General features: G+C 66.4%; 16 protein-coding genes. 12 read left to right on the top strand and 4 right to left on the bottom strand.

Features of this window, described 5'->3' with window-relative positions; genetic code table 11:
* Positions 1-232: 232 nt before the first annotated feature.
* A complete protein-coding gene (locus WKW80_RS25665; RefSeq protein ID WP_340366401.1) occupies positions 233-634 on the top strand; it encodes a VOC family protein in 402 nt (133 codons plus the stop codon).
* A gap of 59 nt (positions 635-693) precedes the next feature.
* Positions 694-894, top strand: a complete 201-nt coding sequence (locus WKW80_RS25660) for a DUF3606 domain-containing protein (protein WP_340366400.1) — start codon at positions 694-696, stop codon at positions 892-894.
* Positions 895-1,293: 399 nt separating this feature from the next.
* Here the strand turns inward: WKW80_RS25660 and WKW80_RS25655 are convergent, their stop codons facing one another.
* On the bottom strand, positions 1,294-2,196 hold the full coding sequence (locus WKW80_RS25655; RefSeq protein ID WP_340366399.1) for a LysR family transcriptional regulator: 903 nt from the start codon (positions 2,194-2,196) through the stop codon (positions 1,294-1,296).
* A 142-nt stretch (positions 2,197-2,338) separates the two neighbouring features.
* On the opposite strand from WKW80_RS25655, the gene WKW80_RS25650 reads away from it, so the two are divergent.
* From WKW80_RS25650 to WKW80_RS25620, 7 genes are all read left to right on the top strand, one after another.
* Positions 2,339-4,465 carry a 3-hydroxyacyl-CoA dehydrogenase NAD-binding domain-containing protein gene (locus tag WKW80_RS25650; RefSeq protein ID WP_340366398.1) on the top strand — a complete coding sequence of 709 codons (2,127 nt, stop codon included), beginning with the start codon at positions 2,339-2,341 and terminating at the stop codon, positions 4,463-4,465.
* 75 nt (positions 4,466-4,540) lie between these two features.
* Positions 4,541-5,722: an acetyl-CoA C-acyltransferase gene (locus WKW80_RS25645; protein ID WP_340366397.1), complete on the top strand. Its 1,182-nt coding sequence runs from the start codon at positions 4,541-4,543 to the stop codon at positions 5,720-5,722.
* A gap of 15 nt (positions 5,723-5,737) precedes the next feature.
* Positions 5,738-6,934 (top strand): acyl-CoA dehydrogenase family protein, encoded by a 1,197-nt coding sequence (locus tag WKW80_RS25640; RefSeq protein ID WP_340366396.1) that lies wholly within the window; start codon positions 5,738-5,740, stop codon positions 6,932-6,934.
* 13 nt (positions 6,935-6,947) lie between these two features.
* Positions 6,948-8,090, top strand: coding sequence for an acyl-CoA dehydrogenase family protein (locus WKW80_RS25635; RefSeq protein ID WP_340366395.1), 1,143 nt, complete (start codon positions 6,948-6,950; stop codon positions 8,088-8,090).
* Entirely contained in the window at positions 8,087-8,899 is an 813-nt protein-coding gene (locus WKW80_RS25630) for an oxepin-CoA hydrolase, alternative type (protein ID WP_340366394.1), read from the top strand. The genes WKW80_RS25635 and WKW80_RS25630 overlap by 4 nt, the downstream gene beginning before the upstream one ends.
* Complete coding sequence (locus WKW80_RS25625) at positions 8,896-10,107, top strand: CaiB/BaiF CoA transferase family protein (RefSeq protein WP_340366393.1); 1,212 nt, start codon at positions 8,896-8,898, stop codon at positions 10,105-10,107. Before WKW80_RS25630 ends, WKW80_RS25625 begins: the two co-directional genes overlap by 4 nt.
* Positions 10,108-10,141: 34 nt before the next feature.
* A complete protein-coding gene (locus tag WKW80_RS25620) occupies positions 10,142-11,134 on the top strand; it encodes a Bug family tripartite tricarboxylate transporter substrate binding protein (RefSeq protein ID WP_340366392.1) in 993 nt (330 codons plus the stop codon).
* 137 nt (positions 11,135-11,271) lie between these two features.
* Here WKW80_RS25620 and WKW80_RS25615 read toward each other — a convergent pair whose 3' ends face one another.
* Together WKW80_RS25615 and WKW80_RS25610 are read right to left on the bottom strand one after the other, a co-directional pair.
* A complete protein-coding gene (locus tag WKW80_RS25615) occupies positions 11,272-11,490 on the bottom strand; it encodes a thioredoxin domain-containing protein (protein ID WP_422822963.1) in 219 nt (72 codons plus the stop codon).
* Positions 11,491-11,582: 92 nt separating this feature from the next.
* Positions 11,583-11,870, bottom strand: a complete 288-nt coding sequence (locus tag WKW80_RS25610) for a hypothetical protein (protein WP_340366391.1) — start codon at positions 11,868-11,870, stop codon at positions 11,583-11,585.
* Positions 11,871-12,277: 407 nt separating this feature from the next.
* Here WKW80_RS25610 and WKW80_RS25605 point away from each other — a divergent pair, with 407 nt between their 5' ends.
* Complete coding sequence (locus tag WKW80_RS25605; RefSeq protein ID WP_340366390.1) at positions 12,278-17,107, top strand: NAD-glutamate dehydrogenase; 4,830 nt, start codon at positions 12,278-12,280, stop codon at positions 17,105-17,107.
* A gap of 92 nt (positions 17,108-17,199) precedes the next feature.
* Here the strand turns inward: WKW80_RS25605 and WKW80_RS25600 are convergent, their stop codons facing one another.
* The gene (locus WKW80_RS25600) at positions 17,200-17,919 is read right to left on the bottom strand and encodes a Crp/Fnr family transcriptional regulator (RefSeq protein WP_340366389.1); all 720 of its coding nucleotides are present in this window, start codon (positions 17,917-17,919) and stop codon (positions 17,200-17,202) included.
* A gap of 138 nt (positions 17,920-18,057) precedes the next feature.
* Here WKW80_RS25600 and WKW80_RS25595 point away from each other — a divergent pair, with 138 nt between their 5' ends.
* A complete protein-coding gene (locus WKW80_RS25595) occupies positions 18,058-19,296 on the top strand; it encodes an ABC transporter substrate-binding protein (RefSeq protein WP_340366387.1) in 1,239 nt (412 codons plus the stop codon).
* Position 19,297: 1 nt separating this feature from the next.
* Complete coding sequence (locus WKW80_RS25590) at positions 19,298-20,191, top strand: branched-chain amino acid ABC transporter permease (RefSeq protein ID WP_340366386.1); 894 nt, start codon at positions 19,298-19,300, stop codon at positions 20,189-20,191.

Below are 20,191 nucleotides of genomic sequence, written 5' to 3'. Positions count from 1 at the left end.
TCGCAACGCGAGACTTTCCTTCGGACGCTGTGAAGGGTGTGCCCCTCGCGCGGACGGCTACGCGTCGGGTGAACTCATCGCCTCAAGTGCCAGACGGGGCGTATCGAGTGCCAGCGGGCGACGCTGCCGATTTCGCGATCGCATCCATTGCAAGGATGGTGACAAATGCTGCGACCATCCTTAAGCTGCCTGTTTGCGCACTCGAAGGCTGTGATGAATGGGGAGCAATGTCATGAATCCGGTTGTTCACTTCGAAATGCCCTACGACGATCCCGATCGAATGTCGCGGTTCTACGAGAAGGCCTTCGGCTGGCAAACGCAACAACTCGGTGCCGAGATGGGCGGCTACGTCACGGCCGCGACGGCGGAAACCGGGCCGGAAGGCCGCCCGGTGCGCCCCGGCACCATCAACGGCGGCTTCTTTCCGCGCAAGCCCGACTGGCCCGCCCAATATCCCTCGGTCGTGATCGCAGTGGACGACATCCAATCGGCCATGAAGCAGGTCGCGTCCTCCGGTGGCACGGTGCTCGGCGAGCCGATGGAGATTCCGGGCGTCGGGCACTACGTGTCGTTCATGGACACGGAGAACAACAGGGTCGGCATGCTGCAGCCATTTCCCCGAGCGAGTCAATGATTCGGACGAATGGATTCGAGTTCAACGAAACAGGGCAGTGAACGAACCGGGAGCACGCCATGCACCACGATCCCACCAAGACGTGTCTGGACCGAAAACCGATCTCCCTGGACATGCCCAACGAGGTTCGCTTGTGGTGCAACGTGTTCGGCACCACCGAAGCTGAATTGCGCTTCGCCGTCAGCAAGGTCGGTAACTCGGCAAGGAAGGTGCGCCAGTACCTGAAGGGTTCCATGTCTTTGTCCAATGCCTGGGAATGATGATCGCGCCATAGCCGAAGGATCATCGACATCTCGTCGATTGCGGGCGTCCCGGGCCTCTCTTTCCGCAGCCCCGACCATTCGGCATCCAAGGCCGGCGTCATCGGCTTTACCCCGAGCCGTCGGTTGGGTGCACCGGCATACGCTCTACCGGCGACTTGCGGACCAGGGGGCCGACTGCACCGCCCTGATGGAAGAGTCGCGCTCCCGCATCTCGACGCATTTGCTCCCAGGAACCGACATGTCGCTCGGTGAGGTTGCCGCGCTGCTCGGCTACAGCACGCAATTTAACTTCACAGCCTTTGAGAATGACCACCAGTCGCCCATCACGCGCTTGCACCGGGAATACCGGTGGCGCGTGGCCCTGCGCCTGATGGCATGCGGCCTCCACAACCGAGGTCACTTGGGTGCGGACGATGCCTTTGCCTTGACCAGCATGAAGTCGATGAAGGTCGTCGCCGCCTTCGTGCGGTGGCGGCCGGGCATGTAGAGCATGTACATGTGCGTGCCGAAGATCGACAGGCGCCACTCGCTCAGCGCGGCCACCACTTCTGCGTTTCGCAGTTCTTCGTCGAACACGTAGTCCGGCACGATGCCCACGCCCAGGCTGGCGAGGATCGCCTTGCGCAGGAAGAGGAAGTTCTCGGAGATGAGGGTCGGCTCCAGCAGCACCTCGTGCCGCTCCTGGCCAAGGTAGGCAGAGACGCGCAGTTGGCGTCCATGCACGGCCGAAGTGATCAGCGGCACGTGGCGCAGATCCTCCAGTTGCACCGGCAGGCCGTGCTCGCGTGCCCAGGCACTGCTGGCGCATGCCACGTAGTGCACCGGCCCCATGTCGCGCGCCACCAGATTCTGCGGCGGCTCGGACATCACGCGGATGGCGATGTCGACCTCCTCGCGCATTAGGTCTTCCACCCGGTTTTCGAACATCACGTCCAGCACGATGCCGGGGTAGGCGCGCTTGAAATCCACCAGCCAATCGGACATGACGAGCTGCCCATAGCCGCTGGGGACCGACAGCCGCACGCGCCCCTGCAGGCTCTGGCCGAGGGATGCCACCGATTCGCTCGCGGCCTGCAATTCGTCGCGGATGGCGCAGCCGTGCGCGTACAGGCGCAGCCCGATCTCGGTGGGCTCGATCCGGCGGGTGGTGCGGCGCAACAGCTGCTGGCCCAGGCTGCGCTCGAACTGGCCGAGCCGGTTGCTCACGTTGGCGCGGCTCATGCGCAAGCGGCGCGCAGCCTCGCTGAGATTGCCGGCCTCGACGATCTCGACAAACAGGGACAGGGCGTTCTGGTCCACGTGCAGGTGCCTTCCACGATCTACTGTCAACTAGAGATTGACAGTGTGTCAATCCCCGCGGCAATTGTAGATTTTGGATTGGCATATCAGAATTGGCACCAAGACCCCACTCGTGGCCGAACGTACTTCGAAGCCCCCTCGCATGACCACCATTCCCACACCCGCCAACGTCGTACGCAGCACCCGCCACGGCGACGTGCAGTGCATCACCATCGACAACCCGCCTGTCAACGCCATCTCGTCCGCTGTACGCCGCGGCTTGAAGGAAGCCGTCGAGGCCGCCGACGTCGACGCCAGCGTGAAGGCGATCCTCATCGTGGGCGAGGGCGCCAACTTCGTCGCCGGCGCCGACATCCGCGAGTTCGGCCAGGCGCCGCAGCCGCCTTCGTTGCCCGAGGTGTGCAACCGCATCGAAGCGTGCGGCAAGCCGGTGATCGCCGCCATCCGGGGCGCCGCGCTGGGCGGCGGTCTGGAGATCGCGCTGGCCGCGCACTACCGCGTGGCGCTCCAGGACGCCAAGCTCGGCCTGCCCGAGGTGCAACTGGGCCTGATGCCCGGCGCCGGCGGCACGGTGCGCGCGCCGCGCCTGGTCGGCGCGCAGGCCGCACTGGACTTGATGCTGAGCGGCCGCCACGCCAAGGCCAGGGAAGCCGCGTCGCTGGGCTTGGTGGACGACCTGGCCGCCGGCGAGGACGCGCAGGCCGCCGGCTTGGCCCATGCCAGCCAATTGCTGGCACAAGGCGCCGGCGTGCGCCGCACCCGCGACGCGCAGGGCCTGGCCGACCGCGCCGCCGCGCAGGCCGCCATCGACGCCGCCAGGGCCGACACGTCCAGGAAGTCGCGTGGCCTGTTCTCGCCCATGAAGATCGTCGAGGCTGTGCAGACCGCCCTCGACAAGTCCTTCGACGAGGCCGTGAAGCTGGAGCGCGAGGCCTTCCTCGCCTGCATCGACAGCCCGCAGCGCGCCGGCCTCATCCATGCCTTCTTCGCCGAGCGCGAAGTGGCCAAGGTGCCCGAGGCCAAGGCCGCGCAGCCGCGCAAGCTCGAGCGCGTGGGGATCGTCGGCGGCGGCACCATGGGTGCGGGCATCGCCGTTTCCGCGCTCGACGCGGGCTTCCCGGTGGTGATGGTCGAGCGCGACCAGGTTTCCATCGAACGCGGCCGCGCCAACGTCGAGAAGGTCTACGACGGCCTGATCGCCAAGGGCCGCATGGCGCCCGACGCCAAGGCGGCCGTCATGGCGCGCTACACCGGAAGCACCGACTACGCCGCGTTGGCAGACGTGGACCTGGCCATCGAAGCGGTGTTCGAGGACATCGAGGTCAAGAAGGCCGTGTTCAAGGAACTGGACCGCGTGTGCAAGGCCGGCGCCGTGCTGGCCACCAATACCTCCTACCTGGACATCGACGCCATTGCCGCCAGCACCTCGCGCCCGCAGGACGTGGTCGGCCTGCACTTCTTCAGCCCGGCCAACATCATGAAGCTGCTGGAGATCGTGGTGCCCGCCAAGGTGAGCGCCGACGTGGTCGCCACCGCCTTCGCACTGGCCAGGCGCATGAAGAAGGTGCCGGTGCGCGCCGGCGTGTGCGACGGCTTCATCGGCAACCGCATCCTTGCCGCGTACCGGCAAGCCGCCGATCACATCCTTGAAGATGGTGCCAGTCCCTACGAGATCGATGCCGCCGTGCGTGGCTTCGGCTACCCGATGGGGCCCTTCCAGGTTTCGGACCTGGCCGGTGGCGACATCGGCTGGGCCACGCGCAAGCGCAAGGCCGCCACGCGCGACCCGAAGGCACGCTACGTCGAGGTGGCCGACCGCATCTGCGAGCGCGGCTGGTTCGGCCAGAAGACCGGCCGCGGCTGGTACCTCTACCCCGAGGGCGCACGCGCCGGCCAGGAGGACCCCGAAGTGCTTGCCATCGTCGACGCCGAACGGCAAAGGAAGGGCATCGCGCCGCGCAAGTTCACCGCAGACGAAATCATGCGCCGCTACATGGCCGCGATGGTCAACGAGGGCGCCAAGGTGGTGGCCGAGGGCATCGCGCTGCGCCCGCTGGACGTGGACGTGACCTTCCTCTACGGCTACGGTTTCCCGCGCCACCGCGGCGGCCCGATGAAGTACGCCGACATGGTGGGCCTGCCCAGGATCCTGGAGGACATCCGTGCCTTCGCCAAGGAAGACCCGCTGTTCTGGAAACCCGCGCCGCTGCTCGAAGAGCTCGTCGCACAAGGCAAGGACTTCTTGAGCCTCAACCAGCCCAAGGGCTGAATTTCATCCATCCATGCCGCATCCTCCGAAGCCGGGGGAGGGCGGCGCTCATCCCGAACTCCAAGGAGAATTTTCATGCGCCAGGCCGTCATCGTCTCCACCGCCCGCACGCCCCTCACGAAATCGCACCGCGGCGAACTCAACATCACCCCCGGCCCGACGCTGGCCAGCTTCGCGGTGCGCGCCGCCGTCGAGCGTTCTGGCGTCGACCCGGCACTGATCGAGGACGCCATCCTCGGCTGCGGCTATCCCGAGGGGATCACCGGCCGCAACGTCGCGCGGCAGGCCATCATCCGCTCCGAACTGCCCCTCGGCATCGCCGGCACGACGGTCAACCGCTTCTGCGCCTCGGGCCTGCAGGCCATTGCGATTGCCGCCGGGCGCATCGTGGTGGACGGGGCGCCCGCCATGATCGCGGGCGGGGTGGAGAGCATCTCCGGCATCCGCACCCGCGACGACGGTAATTCGGGCATGGATCCGTGGATCGTCGAACACAAGCCGCAGCTGTACATGGAAATGATCGACACCGCCGACATCGTGGCGCAGCGCTACGGCATCAGCCGGGAGGCGCAGGACCATTTCTCCGTGGAGAGCCAGCGCAAGACGGCGCAGGCGCAGGAGGCGGGCCGCTATCGCGAGGAAATCGTGCCCGTCACCACCACCATGGCCGTGACGAACAAGGACACCGGCGAGGTCAGCAGGAAGCAGGTGACCGTGGACCACGACACTTGCAATCGCGCCGGGACCACCTACGAGTCGCTGGCCAGGCTGGCGCCGGTGAAGGGCGCCGACAAGTTCATCACCGCCGGTAATTCCTCGCAGCTGTCCGACGGCGCCAGCGCCTGTGTCCTGATGGAAGCCAAGGAGGCCGAGCGCCTCGGCCTGCAGGCACTGGGCGCCTTCCGCGGCCTGGCGGTGGCCGGTTGCGAGCCCGACGAGATGGGCATCGGCCCGGTGTTCGCGGTGCCCAAGTTGCTGCAGCGCTACGGCCTCACGGTCGAGGACATCGACCTGTGGGAACTCAACGAAGCCTTCGCCTCGCAGTCGATCTACTGCCAGCAGACGCTGGGCATCCCGGCCGAGCGCCTCAACGTGGACGGCGGCGCGATCTCCATCGGCCACCCGTTCGGCATGACGGGCGCGCGGCTGGCCGGCCACATCCTGCTCGAGGGCCGTCGCCGCAAGGCCAAGTGGGGCGTGGTGACGATGTGCATCGCCGGCGGCATGGGCGCAGCCGGCCTGTTCGAGATCTTTTGATCAAGGAGCGACGACATGGATCTGAAATTCACCCCGGAAGAAGAGGCGTTCCGCAGCGAGGTGCTGCAATTCCTGCGCGAGAAGTTGCCCGAGCGGCTGTCGCACAAGGTCAAGAACGGCTTGCGCCTGACGCGCGAAGACACGGTGCAGTGGCATGCCATCCTGCAAGAGCGCGGCTGGCTGGCCAACCATTGGCCCCGGCAGTACGGCGGTCCGGGCTGGAGCGCGGTGCAGAAGTTCATCTTCGAGAACGAGTGCGCCCTGGCCGGTGCGCCGCGCATCCTGCCCTTCGGCGTCAGCATGCTGGGGCCGGTGCTCATCAAGTTCGGCAGCGAGCCGCAGAAGCAATACTGGCTGCCGCGCATCCTGAATGGCGAGGACTGGTGGTGCCAGGGCTACTCGGAGCCCGGCTCGGGCTCGGACCTGGCCTCCGTCAAGACGACGGCGGTGCTGGACGGCGACCACTACGTCGTCAACGGCCAGAAGACCTGGACCACGCTGGGCCAGCACGCCAACATGATCTTCTGCCTGGTGCGGACCAACAAGGAGGCCAAGTCCCAGTCGGGCATCAGCTTCCTGCTGGTGGACATGAAGTCGCCCGGCGTGGAAGTGCGGCCGATCATCACGCTCGATGGCGACCACGAGGTCAACGAGGTGTTCTTCAACGACGTGCGGGTGCCGGCCGCGAACCTGGTGGGCGAGCAGGACAAGGGCTGGACCTGTGCCAAGTACCTGCTGACCTACGAGCGCACCAACATCGCGGGCGTGGGATTCTCCGTCGCGGCGCTGGAAAAGCTCAAGCGCATCGCCAGGAAGGTGCAGCGCAATGGGCGTCCGCTGGCGCAGGACCCGCTGTTCGCCACACGGCTGGCCAAGGTCGAGATCGACCTGGAGAACATGAAGACCACCAACCTGCGGGTGATTGCCGCCGTGGCCGGTGGTGGCGTGCCGGGCGCGGAAAGCTCCATGCTCAAGATCCGCGGCACCGAGATCCGGCAGGAGATCTCCTCGCTGGCACGCCGTGCGATGGGCCCTTATGCGCAGCCTTTCATCGAGGGCGCGCTGCACGAAGGCTGGGGCGAAGCGCCGGTCGGACCGGCCGAGGCGGCGCCGCTGGCCGCGCAGTACTTCAACAACCGCAAGCTGTCGATCTTCGGCGGCTCCAATGAAATCCAGAAGAACATCATCTCCAAGATGATCCTGGGTCTGTGAAAGGCGCAACATCATGAACTTCGAACACACCGAAGACCGCCGCATGCTGGCGGACACGCTGGACCGCTTCATCGCCGAGCAGTACGGTTTCGGCACGCGTGACCGCATCGCCCGCAGCGACGAAGGCTTCAGCCGCGAGCATTGGTCGCAACTGGCCGAGATCGGCGCCCTGGGCGCCCTGTTCCCCGAGGATGAGGGCGGCCTTGGCGGCGCCGGCTTCGACGTGGCCGTCGTCTTCGAGAGCCTGGGCAAGGGCCTGGTGGTGGAGCCTTTCCTCGGTGCGCTGATCGTGGGTCGCGCCATCGCGAAGGCCGGCAACGGGGCGCAGAAGGAAGGCATGGCGGGGCTGATCGACGGCAGCACCGTCGCCGCCCTGGCGCACGAGGAGCCGGGCTCGCACTACGAGCCGACACTGGCTTCCGCCCGTGCCGAGCGTTCGGGCGAAGGCTGGCTGCTCCGCGGTGCCAAGGCGGTCGTGCAGCAGGGCGCTCTGGCTGATTTGCTGCTGGTGTCGGCGCGCACGAGCGGCGCCGATGGCGATGCCGAGGGCATCTCGCTGTTCCTGGTGCCGGGCGACGCGCCGGGCCTGACCTGGCGCAGCTACGCAAAGATCGACGGAGGGCGCGCTGCCGAACTCACGCTGGAAGGGGTGCGCGTTGACGCCGATGCGCTGCTGGGCACCGAGGGGGCTGGCGCCCCGATCCTCGAGCACGCGGTCGGCTGGGGCCTGCTGGCGCTCGCCGCCGAATCGCTGGGCGCGATGGAAGTCGCCAAGCGCGACACGCTCGAATACCTGCGCATCCGCAAGCAGTTCGGCGTGCCCATCGGCAGCTTCCAGGCGCTGCAGCACCGCATGGCCGACCTGCTGCTGGAGATCGAGCAGGCGCGCTCGGCCGTCATCAACGCAGCCGCGGCCATCGACGCTGGCGAGCGCGTCGACCGCGAGAAGGCGCTGTCGGCGGCCAAGTACAGCATCGGCCGCATCGGCACCCGCGTCGCGGAAGAGTGCATCCAGCTGCACGGCGGCATCGGCATGACCTGGGAGCTGCCGCTGTCGCACTATGCCAAGCGGCTGGTGATGATCGATCACCAGCTCGGCGACGAGGACCATCACCTGGCGCGCTACATCGCGCTGGGCCAGGAGGCCGTGCAATGAACGCCATCACTACCGTCGCGCCCATCCTCGTGCGCCGCGAAGGCCCGGTGCTGGTGCTGGCCATCCACACGCCCGGCAAGCGCAACGCGCTCAGCCCGGGCTTGTTCGACGCGCTGACCGAGGCGCTGGCATCCGCCGCGAACGATGCCACCGTCGGCGCGGTCGTGTTGACGGGCGCCGATGGCTACTTCTGCTCGGGTGGCGACCTGAACCAGCTCGCCACCCGACGACTGCTCACGCTCGAGCAGCGGCGCGAGAACCTCGAAATACTGCATGGCCTGCTGCGCCTGCTCAGCAAGTTTCCCAAGCCCATCATCGCGTCGGTGGAAGGGGGCGCGGCCGGGGCCGGCCTGTCGATGGCGCTGGGTTGCGACCTGCTCGTCGCCGCACGCAACGCGAGCTTCTCGGTCGCCTATGTGAAGGTGGGCCTGACGCCGGATGGCGGCGCGACAGCCTTCCTCGCGCAGGCGTTGCCGCGCCAGTTGCTGACCGAGATGTGCCTGACCGGTGACCTCGTCGGCGCCGAGCGTTTGCACGCGCTGGGCGTGGTCAACCGGCTCACCGAACCGGGCGATGCGGATGCCGAGGCGATTGCATTGGCGACGCGCCTGGCAGGCGGCCCCGAGCAGGCGATGACGCGCATCAAGACGCTGTGCCGCGCAGCGGTTTCGAACACGCTGGGCGCGCAGCTCGACCTCGAGGCCGGGTTCATGGTCGAGGCGCAGGGCAGCGCCGAATCCGCCATCGGCATCGACGCGTTCCTTGCCAAACGGAAGCCCGATTTCGTGTCGCTGCGGAGCAAGCGATGAGCGCTGCCGGCGCATCGCGCCTGCCGCTTGCCGGCGTCCGCGTGCTGGATCTTTCGCGCGTTCTGGCCGGTCCCATGTGCGCCCAGGCGCTGGGCGACCTGGGCGCGGAAGTCATCAAGATCGAGCATCCCGGCCGCGGCGACGACACGCGCGACTGGGGCCTGCGCGTGGGCTCGCGCAACACCGCCTACTTCAACAGCGCCAACCGCAACAAGCAGTCGGTGGGCGTGGACCTGCAAAAGCCCGAGGGCCAGCGCCTGGTGCGCGAACTGGCTAGGAAGAGCGACGTGGTGATCCAGAACTTCAAGTTCGGCGGCATCGCGAAGATGGGGCTGGACTACGAGTCGTTGAAGGCCATCAACCCGGGCCTCGTGTACTGCTCCATCACTGGTTACCGCACCGACGGCCCCGAGGCCGCACGCCCGGGCTACGACCTGGTGGTGCAGGGCGAGGCCGGCCTGATGGCGCTCAACGGCGAGGAAGGGCAGGGCCCGCTCAAGTTCGGCGTGGCGGCGGTGGACATGTTCACCGGCATGTACTCGGCGCAGGCGATCCTGGCGGCCCTGTTCGACCGCCATCGCACGGGGCACGGCCGGCACGTGGAGATGGCCCTCTACGACTGCGGCTTGATGATCACCGCCTACTACGGCATGGAGGCGCTGCTCATGGGCAACGACCCGCCCAAGTACGGCAATGCGCACCCTTCGATCGTGCCCTACGGCGTGTTCGATGCGGCCGACGGCCCGCTGGTCATCACGGTCGGCAACAACGCGCAGTTCCAGCGCTTCTGCATCGAGGTGCTGGAACGAGCAGACCTGGCGGCCGACGAGCGTTTCGCCACCAACCTGGCCCGCTCGCAGAACCGCCACGTGCTGCTGCCTGAACTGCGCGCCGAACTGGCCCGCCGCCCGCGCGAGCTGCTGCTGGCGCGGCTGACGGCGGCCGGCATTCCCTGCGGCGAGGTGCTGGGCCTGCTGGAGGCCCTGCAGTCGCAGCGCAGTACCGAGGCTGGCCTGCTGGCCGAACTTCCCAACCCCGAAACGGGCCGGGTGCAGGTGCTGGCGCCTCCTTACCGCATCGACGGCCAGCGCATGCCCGTGCGTGCCGCGCCGCCGCTGCTCGCGCAGGACACCGATAGCGTGCTCGGCGACCTGCTGGGCATGGACGCGCAGGCCATTGGCGCGCTCCGCCAGGGCGGCGTTCTGTAGCTGCCATTGATTTTCTGAACGTGGAGACTTCCTGATGAAATTCGCAACCTTCACCCGCCGCCAGTGCCTGGCGATCGCCATGGCTTCGCTGGCGGTCGTTGCGGGTGCGCCGGCCGCCGCGCAGGATTGGCCCGCCCGACCGATCAAGCTGATCGTGCCTTTCCCGCCCGGAGGCCCGACCGACACCGCCTCGCGCGTGGTCGGCCAGAAGCTGGCCGAACGCCTCAAGCAGCCCGTGGTGGTCGAGAACCGCGCCGGCGCTTCCGGCACCATCGCCGCCCAGTTCGTGGCCAAGAGCGCACCCGATGGCTACACCTTGATGATGCTCGCCACGCCCACGCTGCTGGCGCCGCACCTGTACAAGGCGGCGGGCTACGACATCGCAAAGGACTTCGCGCCCGTCGCCACCGTGTACGACCTGCCCATCGTCGTGGTGGTCAACCCCACTGTCCTGCCGGATGTGAAGACCTTGCCCGACCTGATCGCCAAGGCGAAGGCCGAAAAGGGCAAGCTCAACTACACCAGCTCCGGCCCGGGCAGCTTCGGCCACCTGACGATGGAGATGCTCAAGGACCTGGGCGGCTTCGACATGCAGCACATCGCCTACAAGGGAGGCACGCCCGCCGTGACCGACCTGCTGGGCGGCCAGGTCCCGGTGATGTACGCCGACCTGGTGGCTGCCTTGCCGCACATCCAGTCCGGCAAGCTGCGCGCCATCGCCGTCGGCTCGCCCAAGCGCATCGAGCAATTGCCGGACGTGAAGACGATCGCGGAGCAGGGCTTCAAGGGCTTCGACGCCGTCTCCTGGGGCGGCCTGCTGGCGCCGGCCGGTACGCCCAAGGCGGTCGTGGATCGCGTGAGCGCCGAAGTCAAGCAGATCCTGGTCGACAAGGACGTGCAGGCACACCTGGTCAAGGCAGGTGCAGAAGCGGCTTATGGCGACCTGGCGCAGATGTCCTTGCGCATGCGCACCGATTTCGACAAGTGGGGCAAGGTCATTCGCGACAAGGGAGTTGCCGTCAACTGAGCAAGGACGCGTGCTCAACTCTGCCGATACTGCTTCGCGGGCCACGCGTCGTCGCCGAAGGTTCGCCAGACCACAAAATCGTTGTCGATCGCAATCGGATAGCTAAGCCCGTGGTCGCGTATCCCGCGGTCGATGTTCTAAGCGCGCTTGCCGAACTCGAATTCGGGTGCATGCACGCCGATCACGACCAGGCCGGACTTGGCGTAGTCGCGATTCCATGCCTTGAGGTAGGGCGAGGTGCGAATCCAGTTGATGCAGGTGTACTCCCAGAAGTCGACCAGCACGACCTTGCCGCGCAGCCCTTCGGCGGTGAGCGGCGGCGAATTCACCCATCGTTCCGGCTTCAGAACGGGCATGTCACTTGCCGCGAAGGCGAGGTTCGACGCCGCGGCAATCCCGAGAAAAAGCAAGGAGACAACGGCCCTTGTTGCCAACAAGACAAGGCCTCTCAAGTGTGGCCTCCTTCTTCGATGGTTCGCCTCGAACGAGTCAACCATGGTCCCGATCGGCCAGCCACCCCGTTCCGGGCTTCAATGGCCTGGATGGTGTTTGCGAACGCCTTCTCCAGAACGCGCTTGCCGATGGTTCCCAGCACGAACCCGAGCATCCGTCCCTTGAAGTTCTTGCCTTCGCGCACCACGACGGCGTCCAGCTTCGTTGTGCCGTCGGCCAGACGGGTGAAGGTGTAGGTATGGCCGGATCGGCCTCCCCATACATTCGAGTCCGTGGTGGCCATGACGACGCGGTTGGGATCGGACCAGTCGTAGTGCAGGCGCTCCCAGATGCCGCTCGAACTCTCCGTGACATCGGCCTCGGACGGACCACGATGATGCACCTGTAGCGTTGAAATCCGCTCGAAGTTCTTCGCATCAAGATCGCTCGGCAGACGTTTGGCGGAAACCGTCGGTCCTGCGCGCGAGCGTCGTCAAGACGCTGTTATTGCAGTGCAATCATTCCCCGCATAAAGTTCCATCCCGGCCTCCCTTGCAGGATCCATCGGTTGAATCGCAATCCAGACGATAGGCTCAGGAGCAAAGGCCGACCTCGCGGGCTGGATGGTTGTAGGTTTGCCCTTGCCTTTGCGAGCCAAGGCTTTCACAGTGGCCAGAACGCTGCGCAAAAGCAGCAATACAGGAGACGAGCATGGATGCCAAAGTAAAGATGATCGGGCAGGGAGACGAGCGCCTGGACGAGGTGCTGCAACTGATCCGAAGCAAGGTCGCCGTCGATCAGTCCGGCCTGCTCATCGCCTTTGCCCAGCAGTACTATGGCCAGGTCGACCCGGAAGACCTTGCCGAGCGCCAGGTGGCCGACCTCTACGGCGCCGCCCTTTCGCACTGGAGCTTTGCGCGCAAGCGCGAGCCGGGTCGCGCGCGCCTGCGCGTGTTCAACCCGACGATTCGGGAGCACGGCTGGCAGTCCACCCACACCATCATCGAGATCGTCAACGACGACATGCCCTTTCTCGTCGACTCGGTGACGATGGAGGTCAACCGGCATGGACTCACGCTGCACCTGATCGTCCATCCGATCGTGACCGTGGCTCGCGATGCCGAAGGCACGCTGCAGGGATTGGCGGCCGATGCGTCATTGCCCGACGCGCGCCGCGAGTCGTTCATCCATGCCGAGGTCGACCGTGTGGCCGATGCGGGCAAGCTCGAGGCGCTGGCGGCCGACCTCACGCGCGTGCTCGGCGACGTGCGGCTGGCCGTGACCGACTGGAAAAATATCCAGGGGCGCGTTCTTGCGATCGTCGACGGACTGGAAGCGCATGCGCCGCCGCTGCCGCCGCAGGAATTGGCCGAGGGCGTGGCCTTCCTGCGTTGGCTTGCAGATGACCACTTCACCTTCCTGGGCCACCGCAGCCACGAACTGGTGACGGTCGACGGCCAGGACGCGCTCAAGATCGTGCCCGATTCGGGCCTCGGCATCCTGCGCGCGATGACCAAGGACCCGTCGGCCGCTTTCGCGGCGCTGCCGCCGGAAGTGCGGGCCTATGCGCGTCGGCCCGATTTGTTGGTGATCAGCAAGTCCAACTCGCGCTCGACCGTGCATCGCCCCGGCTATCTCGACTACATCGGCGTCAAGCGCTTCGATGCACAAGGCCAGGTGTGTGGCGAAGACCGCTTCCTCGGCCTGTTCACCTCCACGGCCTACAGTGCCAACCCGGCCGACATTCCGCTGCTGCGACACAAGGTGGCCGAGGTGGTGGCGCGCGCCGGCCTGCCGACCGGCAGCCACTCCGGCAAGGCGCTGATCAACATCCTCGATACCTGGCCGCGCGACGAGTTGTTCCAGACCGGCGCCGACGACCTGCTGCACACGGCAATGGCCATCCTGCACCTGGGGCAGCGCCAACGCTTCCGCCTTTTCGTGCGGCGTGACCCGTTCGAGCGCTTCGTGGCCTGCATGATCTATGCGCCACGCGAGAACTACACCACCGAGTTGCGCAAGAAGTGGCAGTCGATGCTCACGCAGGTCTTCAACGGCACCAGTTCCGAATTCAACGTCAGCCTGTCGGAATCGGCGCTGGCGCGCATCCAGATCACGGTTCGCACAAAGCCCGGCGCCATCCCGCCCTTCGATGTGCATGAACTCGAGCAGCGCCTGGTGGCCGTGGCGCGGCGCTGGGACGACGACCTGAAGGATGCGTTGATCGAGGCGACCGGCGAAGCGCGCGGCAACGAACTCCTGCGCCAGTTCGGCGGTGCTTTCCCGGCCGGCTACCGCGACGAGTTTGCGGCGCGCGCCGCCGTGCACGACATCGAGTTGATGGAACGCCTGAGCGACACGCAACCGCTCGGCATGAACCTGTACCGTCCGCTGGAAGCAGCGCCTGGCACGCTGCGCTTCAAGCTGCTGCGACGCGGGGAGCCGCTGGTGCTGTCGGCCAGCCTGCCGATGCTCGAGCATCTGGGCATGCGGGTGCTCGACGAGCATCCGCACCGTATCGCGTTGCAGGACAGGGCGCCGATATGGGTTCACGATTTCGGATTGCAGGGGCTGCAAGGCGATGCCGAAGTCGATGTGGATGCCCTGCGGCCGGTGTTCGAGGAGGCCTTTGGCGCGGTCGTCAGCGGCGAGGTCGAAAACGACGACTTCAACCGCCTCGTGCTCGCAGCACGCCTACCCGCGCACGAGATCGTCGTGCTGCGCGCCTACGCGAAGTACATGCGGCAGATCGGGTTCGCGTTGTCGCAGACCTTCATCGAAGGCACGCTGGTGGCCAACGGTCACATCGCACGGTTGCTGGTTGAACTGTTCAAGCAGCGCTTCGATCCGGCGCATCAATCGGACGGCGATGTCCCGGTCAACGAGAAGGTGCAGGCCATCGAAGCCGCTCTGGAGAACGTGGCGAACCTGTCGGAAGACCGCGTGCTGCGGCAATACCTCGCCTTGATGCTCGCCACCACGCGCACCAACTTCTGGCGCCGTGATGCGACCGGCAAGCGACGCAGCTTCCTGTCGTTCAAGTTCGATTCGTCCAAGGTGCCCGACCTGCCGGCGCCCAAGCCGATGTTCGAGATCTTCGTCTACTCGACGCGCTTCGAGGGCGTGCACTTGCGCGGCGGCCGCGTTGCGCGTGGCGGGTTGCGCTGGTCGGATCGGCCCGAGGATTTCCGCACCGAAGTGCTGGGCCTGGTGAAGGCGCAGATGGTCAAGAACACGGTAATCGTGCCGGTGGGTTCCAAGGGCGGCTTCGTGCTCAAGCGCGCACCTGCGGCGAGTGACCGCGATGCCTACATGCGCGAAGGCGTGGCTTGCTACCAGAACTACCTGCGCGGCCTGCTCGACATCACCGACAACCTGATCGGCCAGAAGGTCGTGCCGCCGCCGGATGTGCGGCGCCACGACGTCGACGACCCCTACCTCGTGGTCGCGGCCGACAAGGGCACCGCCACCTTCAGCGACTATGCCAACGGCATCAGCAAGGAATACGGCTTCTGGCTCGGCGACGCGTTTGCGTCCGGCGGGTCGGTGGGCTATGACCACAAGGCCATGGGCATCACGGCACGCGGCGCGTGGGAGTCGGTGAAGCGGCACTTCCGCGAGATGGGCGTGGACACGCAGGCGACGGACTTCACCGTCGCCGGCGTCGGCGACATGTCGGGCGACGTGTTCGGCAACGGCATGCTGCTGTCGACGCACATCCGGCTGGTGGCGGCGTTCGACCATCGGCATGTGTTTCTCGACCCGGATCCGGATGTGCAGAAGAGCTTTGCCGAGCGCGAGCGCCTCTTCAAGCTGCCGCGCTCGTCGTGGGCCGACTATGACGCGACGCTGATCTCCGAAGGCGGCGGCATTCATGCGCGAACAGCCAAGTCGATTGCCATCACGCCGCAGGTCAAGCAGGTGCTCGACATCACGGCCGATGCGCTCACGCCGACCGAACTGGTCAACGCCATCCTCAAGGCCCCGGTCGATCTGATCTACAACGGCGGCATCGGCACCTACGTGAAGGCCAAGGGCGAGACCCATGCGCAGGTGGGCGATCGTGCCAACGACGCACTGCGCGTGAACGGCAGCGAACTGCGCTGCAAGGTGTTTGCCGAAGGCGGCAATCTCGGCTGCACGCAACTCGGGCGCATCGAATTCGCATTGGCGGGTGGGCGCATCAACACCGATGCGATCGACAACTCTGCCGGCGTGGACACCTCCGACCACGAGGTCAACATCAAGATCCTGGTCGGCCTGCCGATCGCCGAAGGCGAACTCACCGAGAAGCAGCGCAACACGCTGCTGCCGGAGATGACCGACGAGGTGGCGGCGCTGGTGCTGCGCGACAACATCTTCCAGACGCAGGTTCTCTCGGTCACTGGCCGCGTCGCGCCGCAACTGCTCGATGCGCAGACGCGCTTCATGCAATTCCTGGAGAAGGGCGGCCGCCTCAACCGCGCGATCGAATACCTGCCCACCGACGAGGAACTGGCCGAGCGCCGCGCCAAGGGCCAGGGGCTGACCACGCCCGAGCGCGCGGTGGTGCTGGCCTACAGCAAGATCTGGCTCTACGACGAGATGCTGGCCTCACCGCTGCCGGACGACCCGTGGGTCGCGACAGCACTGGAGCGTTACTTCCCGACGCTGCTGCGCCAGAAGTTCGCGGCCTACATGCCCAAGCACCCGCTGCGGCGCGAGATCATCGCCACGCACGTCATCAACAGCACCATCAACCGGGTCGGCAGCACCTTCGTGCATCGGCTGGTCGAAACCACGGGCGCGCGCGCCTTCGAGGTGGTGCGTGCCTACCTGATGAGCCGCGAAATCTTCGGCATGGTGCCGTTGTGGCTGGCCATCGATGCGCTCGACAACAAGGTCGACGATGCCGTGCAAGCCAGCCTGCTGATCGATACCAGCCGCCAACTGGAGCGCGCCACCAAGTGGTTCCTGCGCTCGCGGCGGCTGAACGAGGACATGGACGCGACCATCGACCACTTCAAGTCGAATGTCGAGGCACTGGCCACGCGCTTGACGGAACTCCTGGACGCCGACGAGCGCGCGCGCGTGGATGCCGCGGTGGCACGTTACGCTGTTGGCGGCGTGCCGCGTGAACTTGCGGAGCGCGTCGTCACCTTCGACTCGCTCAACGCCACGCTCGACATTGCCGAGATTGCCGGCGGCGCGCGCTGGCCGGTGGCGCTGGTGGCGGCCATCTACTTCGACCTGGCCAACCGGCTCGGCATGCCGTGGTTGCGCGAACGCATTGCGGCGCTGCCGGGTGACCACCATTGGCAAATGCTCGCAAAGGGCGCGATGCTCGACGACCTCGCCGGGCTGGAGCGTTCGATCACCAGCGCGGTGCTGGCCGGCGGCGGCGAGGTCGAATCGCCGACCGCGCTGGTCGAAGCATGGCAGGCCAGCAATGGCCGCACGCTTGAACGCGCTGCGCAATTGATGGGCGAGTTGCGCGCGGTGCCTGCGCCGGATGCAGCGATGTTGTCGGTGGCGTTGCGGGAATTGAGGGCACTGGCCTAGCTGCGCAATCAAGGCCGGGCGGCGGTGGCGGGCGCCTTCGGTTCCTCCTTGATCCGCATCTCGGCATGCCCCAGCCCACGCCGTGACCTGCGTCATGCTTCTGCGATGCCGCGCAAGCGGGTCGCGTCCAGTACAGACACCTTCCCATATTGCATGGCGATCAGGCCGAGCCCGCGGAACTCGTGCAGGACCTTGCTCGTCGTCTGGCGCGACACGCCGGCCATCGCCGCAATGGCTTCGTGCGTCAGCTTGAGATGTTCTCGCAGTTCGGCGGGCTCCCGGCTGAAGAGCATCAACAGGATGTGCGCTATCTGCGAGCGTGGCGGCGCGCTGTGTTCTTCCACCAGGATTCCCAATGTGGTGTGAAGGTTCTCGCAGATAAGTGCGACGAAGGCCTCGCGCGCCGCGGATGAGTTGCGATAGAGGTCCTGAAATTCGGCGTGCGGCAGTTGCAGCACGGTCGTCTCGCTCCACGCGCGTGCGTCGCTGAAGCGCGGCGATTGGTCAAGTTCGCTCAGCAGTCCGAAAAAATCTCCGGCGCGAAGGGCCTGGTAGAACGCGAACTTCCCGCTCTTGGCCGAATGCTCGAGTCGCACTTCGCCACTGAGCACGGCGTAGAGGCCGCTGGGTGCAGAGCCTGCGGCGTAGATCAATGAGCGCGCCGTGCAGCGACGGACCACCGCACGGTCCAGCAATTCCCGCTTTAGAGCCGGCGCCAGCGCCGCAAACCAGGTGCTTCGGTCGAGCACGCGCAGTCGGGCACTGCCTGCGCCAACGCCTCCCGGAAAAGTCATTGCAACCGTGGCCTTCATGGGCGTTGGAGCCTAGTGCATACCCTTGAAATGTCAACTCTTGACATTCATCCACCCATCGGGGGAATAGCCTGCGGCAGCGGGTCCGATGGCGACGACGCCAACGAGCTCTGGGCCCATAACCACAGGAGACAAGCAATGACCTTACGCAATCACTCCCTCACGGGCGAAACAGGCGTCGATCGACGCACGGTGCTGGCCTCGCTCGGAGCGGTGGCGCTCGGCGGCGGACTGTTGCCCCGCGACGCGCATGCGGAAGACGACGTGAAGATCGGCTGGGTCAAGCCGATCACCGGCCCGCTCGCCAGCAGCTTCGCGCCGCTCTACCTCCCGGCCCAGATCGCAATGGACGAGATCAACGCCGCCGGCGGCATCATGGGCCGCAAGCTCGTGAAGGTGGAGGTCGACGACCAGGGATCGCCTGCGCAGTCACCGATAGCGACGCGGCGGCTGATCGAAGACGGCGTGAAGTTCATCGTCGGCCCGATCGGCAGTTCGCAGGCGCTGGCCTCGCTCGAAGTGGCAACGCCGGCGAAGATCATCCAGGCGTCCTACGCGTCGGCCAACGAGATGGGCGACGGCACGCGCTTCCCCTATCACTACCAGTTCAACTTCACCTCCGGCGCGCAGGCCAAGCGCCATGCCGAGCTGCTGGCCAAGCTGGGCGTCAAGAAGGTCGGCCTGCTGATCGAGGACTCGGCCGCCGGCGCCTCGACGCGCGACGCGCTGCTGAAGGAAATCCCGGCGCACGGCATGCAGGTCGTGTCGGACCAGACCTTCCCGATCAAGGTGGCCGACATGACGCCGTTCCTGCGCAAGCTGCGCAGCGACGGCGCGGAAGGCATCGACACCCACGTGTCGAACAACGTCGACATCACGCAGTTGCTGGTCGGCCTGTCGCGCATGGCCTGGAAGCCGCCGATCGCCGGTCACACCGGCCTGCTGTTCGCCGGCACGCCGGGTGCGGTGCCGGACAGCGCGCGCTACAACGAGATCTATGCGGCCACCTACCGCGCGCTGACCTACACCGACAAGGAACAGCCGCCCGAGCGCCTGCAGACCTTCTGCGGCAAGTTGCTGAACGCCAACGTGCCCGACTCGCTGCTCGGACCGGCCGCGACCACGCCGTTCTACGACTTCATCTATGCGCTGAAGTACGCGGTGGAAAAATCGAAGTCCTGGGACACCGAGCAGATCAAGAAGACGCTCGACGCGTCGACCTCGGTCGAAGGATTGTTCGGCAAGATGGTCTTCTCGCCGTCACGGCACTCCGCCTACGACTCCGAGGTGGTGGCGATGGCCGTGGCCAATTCGATGGAAGACCCGCTCAGCAAGCAGTACCACGGCCTGTTCCGCCGCCGCGCGCCCGGAGTCTGAGATGCTGCTCGAAGACCTGCTCGCACTGCTGACCACCGGTCTCACGATGGGCGCCATCTACGCGATGGTGGCCGTGAGCTTCAACATCGCCTACAAGCCGACCAACGTCTTCAACATGGCGCAGGGCGAACTGGTCATGCTGGGCGCGATGTTCGCCTGGGCGTTGATGACGCAGCAACACCTGTCGTGGATCGTCGGGCTGGTGGTGGTGATGGCGGCGGTGGCGTTGATCGGTTTGTTCGAGGAGCGGGTCGCGGTGGCAACGCTGATCAAGCGGCCGTCCCACCACCACGGCTGGATCATCAGCACGCTGGCGTTCTCGATCATCCTGATCAACCTCGGCGACCGCGTCTGGGGCACCGACCCGCAGGTCGTGCCGCCGGTGCCGGGCGCCACCATGGACACGGTGCAGATCGGCTCGCTGACCTTCTCGACCCAGCAGGTGGCGGTGTTCGCAATCGCCGTCGCGAGCATCGCCGCGGTCGAATGGGTGTACCGGCATACGCTCGCCGGCAAGGCAGTGCTCGCCGTCGCCGAGGATCGCGATGCCGCGCGGCTGAACGGCATCAGCCCGTCGCGACTCACGATGACCTCGTTCGCGATCGCAGCCGCGTATGCCGCACTGACCGGCGTGGTCGCGGCGCCCCTGCTGCTGGCGAGCACGTCGATCGGCATGGCGCTGCTGGTGAAGGGGTTCATGGCGCTCGCCATCGGTGGCGTCGGCAGCAACTGGGGTGCGCTGGCGGCCGGGCTGATGCTGGGCTGCGTCGAGAGCATCAGTTCCGTGCAGCTCACGCCCGGCTACCGGCAACTGCTGCTGCTGGGCGTCGTGCTGATCGTGCTGCTGGTGCGGCCGTTCGGCCTGTTCGGACGCGGCGCGCTGCGGGAGGTCTGA

Source organism: Variovorax humicola (genome assembly GCF_037889915.1).
GTDB classification, from domain to species: domain Bacteria; phylum Pseudomonadota; class Gammaproteobacteria; order Burkholderiales; family Burkholderiaceae_C; genus Variovorax; species Variovorax humicola.
This window is presented reverse-complemented; position numbering and strand designations above follow the sequence as displayed.

Excerpts from the sequence above, each read along its gene's own strand:
- WKW80_RS25665 (WP_340366401.1), top strand. The coding sequence starts at position 233 with ATGAATCCGGTTGTTCACTTCGAAATGCCCTACGACGATCCCGATCGA.
- WKW80_RS25660 (WP_340366400.1), top strand. The coding sequence starts at position 694 with ATGCACCACGATCCCACCAAGACGTGTCTGGACCGAAAACCGATCTCC.
- WKW80_RS25650 (WP_340366398.1), top strand. The coding sequence starts at position 2,339 with ATGACCACCATTCCCACACCCGCCAACGTCGTACGCAGCACCCGCCAC.
- WKW80_RS25645 (WP_340366397.1), top strand. The coding sequence starts at position 4,541 with ATGCGCCAGGCCGTCATCGTCTCCACCGCCCGCACGCCCCTCACGAAA.
- WKW80_RS25640 (WP_340366396.1), top strand. The coding sequence starts at position 5,738 with ATGGATCTGAAATTCACCCCGGAAGAAGAGGCGTTCCGCAGCGAGGTG.
- WKW80_RS25635 (WP_340366395.1), top strand. The coding sequence starts at position 6,948 with ATGAACTTCGAACACACCGAAGACCGCCGCATGCTGGCGGACACGCTG.
- WKW80_RS25630 (WP_340366394.1), top strand. The coding sequence starts at position 8,087 with ATGAACGCCATCACTACCGTCGCGCCCATCCTCGTGCGCCGCGAAGGC.
- WKW80_RS25625 (WP_340366393.1), top strand. The coding sequence starts at position 8,896 with ATGAGCGCTGCCGGCGCATCGCGCCTGCCGCTTGCCGGCGTCCGCGTG.
- WKW80_RS25620 (WP_340366392.1), top strand. The coding sequence starts at position 10,142 with ATGAAATTCGCAACCTTCACCCGCCGCCAGTGCCTGGCGATCGCCATG.
- WKW80_RS25615 (WP_422822963.1), bottom strand. The coding sequence starts at position 11,490 with ATGCCCGTTCTGAAGCCGGAACGATGGGTGAATTCGCCGCCGCTCACC.
- WKW80_RS25610 (WP_340366391.1), bottom strand. The coding sequence starts at position 11,870 with ATGGCCACCACGGACTCGAATGTATGGGGAGGCCGATCCGGCCATACC.
- WKW80_RS25605 (WP_340366390.1), top strand. The coding sequence starts at position 12,278 with ATGGATGCCAAAGTAAAGATGATCGGGCAGGGAGACGAGCGCCTGGAC.
- WKW80_RS25600 (WP_340366389.1), bottom strand. The coding sequence starts at position 17,919 with ATGAAGGCCACGGTTGCAATGACTTTTCCGGGAGGCGTTGGCGCAGGC.
- WKW80_RS25595 (WP_340366387.1), top strand. The coding sequence starts at position 18,058 with ATGACCTTACGCAATCACTCCCTCACGGGCGAAACAGGCGTCGATCGA.
- WKW80_RS25590 (WP_340366386.1), top strand. The coding sequence starts at position 19,298 with ATGCTGCTCGAAGACCTGCTCGCACTGCTGACCACCGGTCTCACGATG.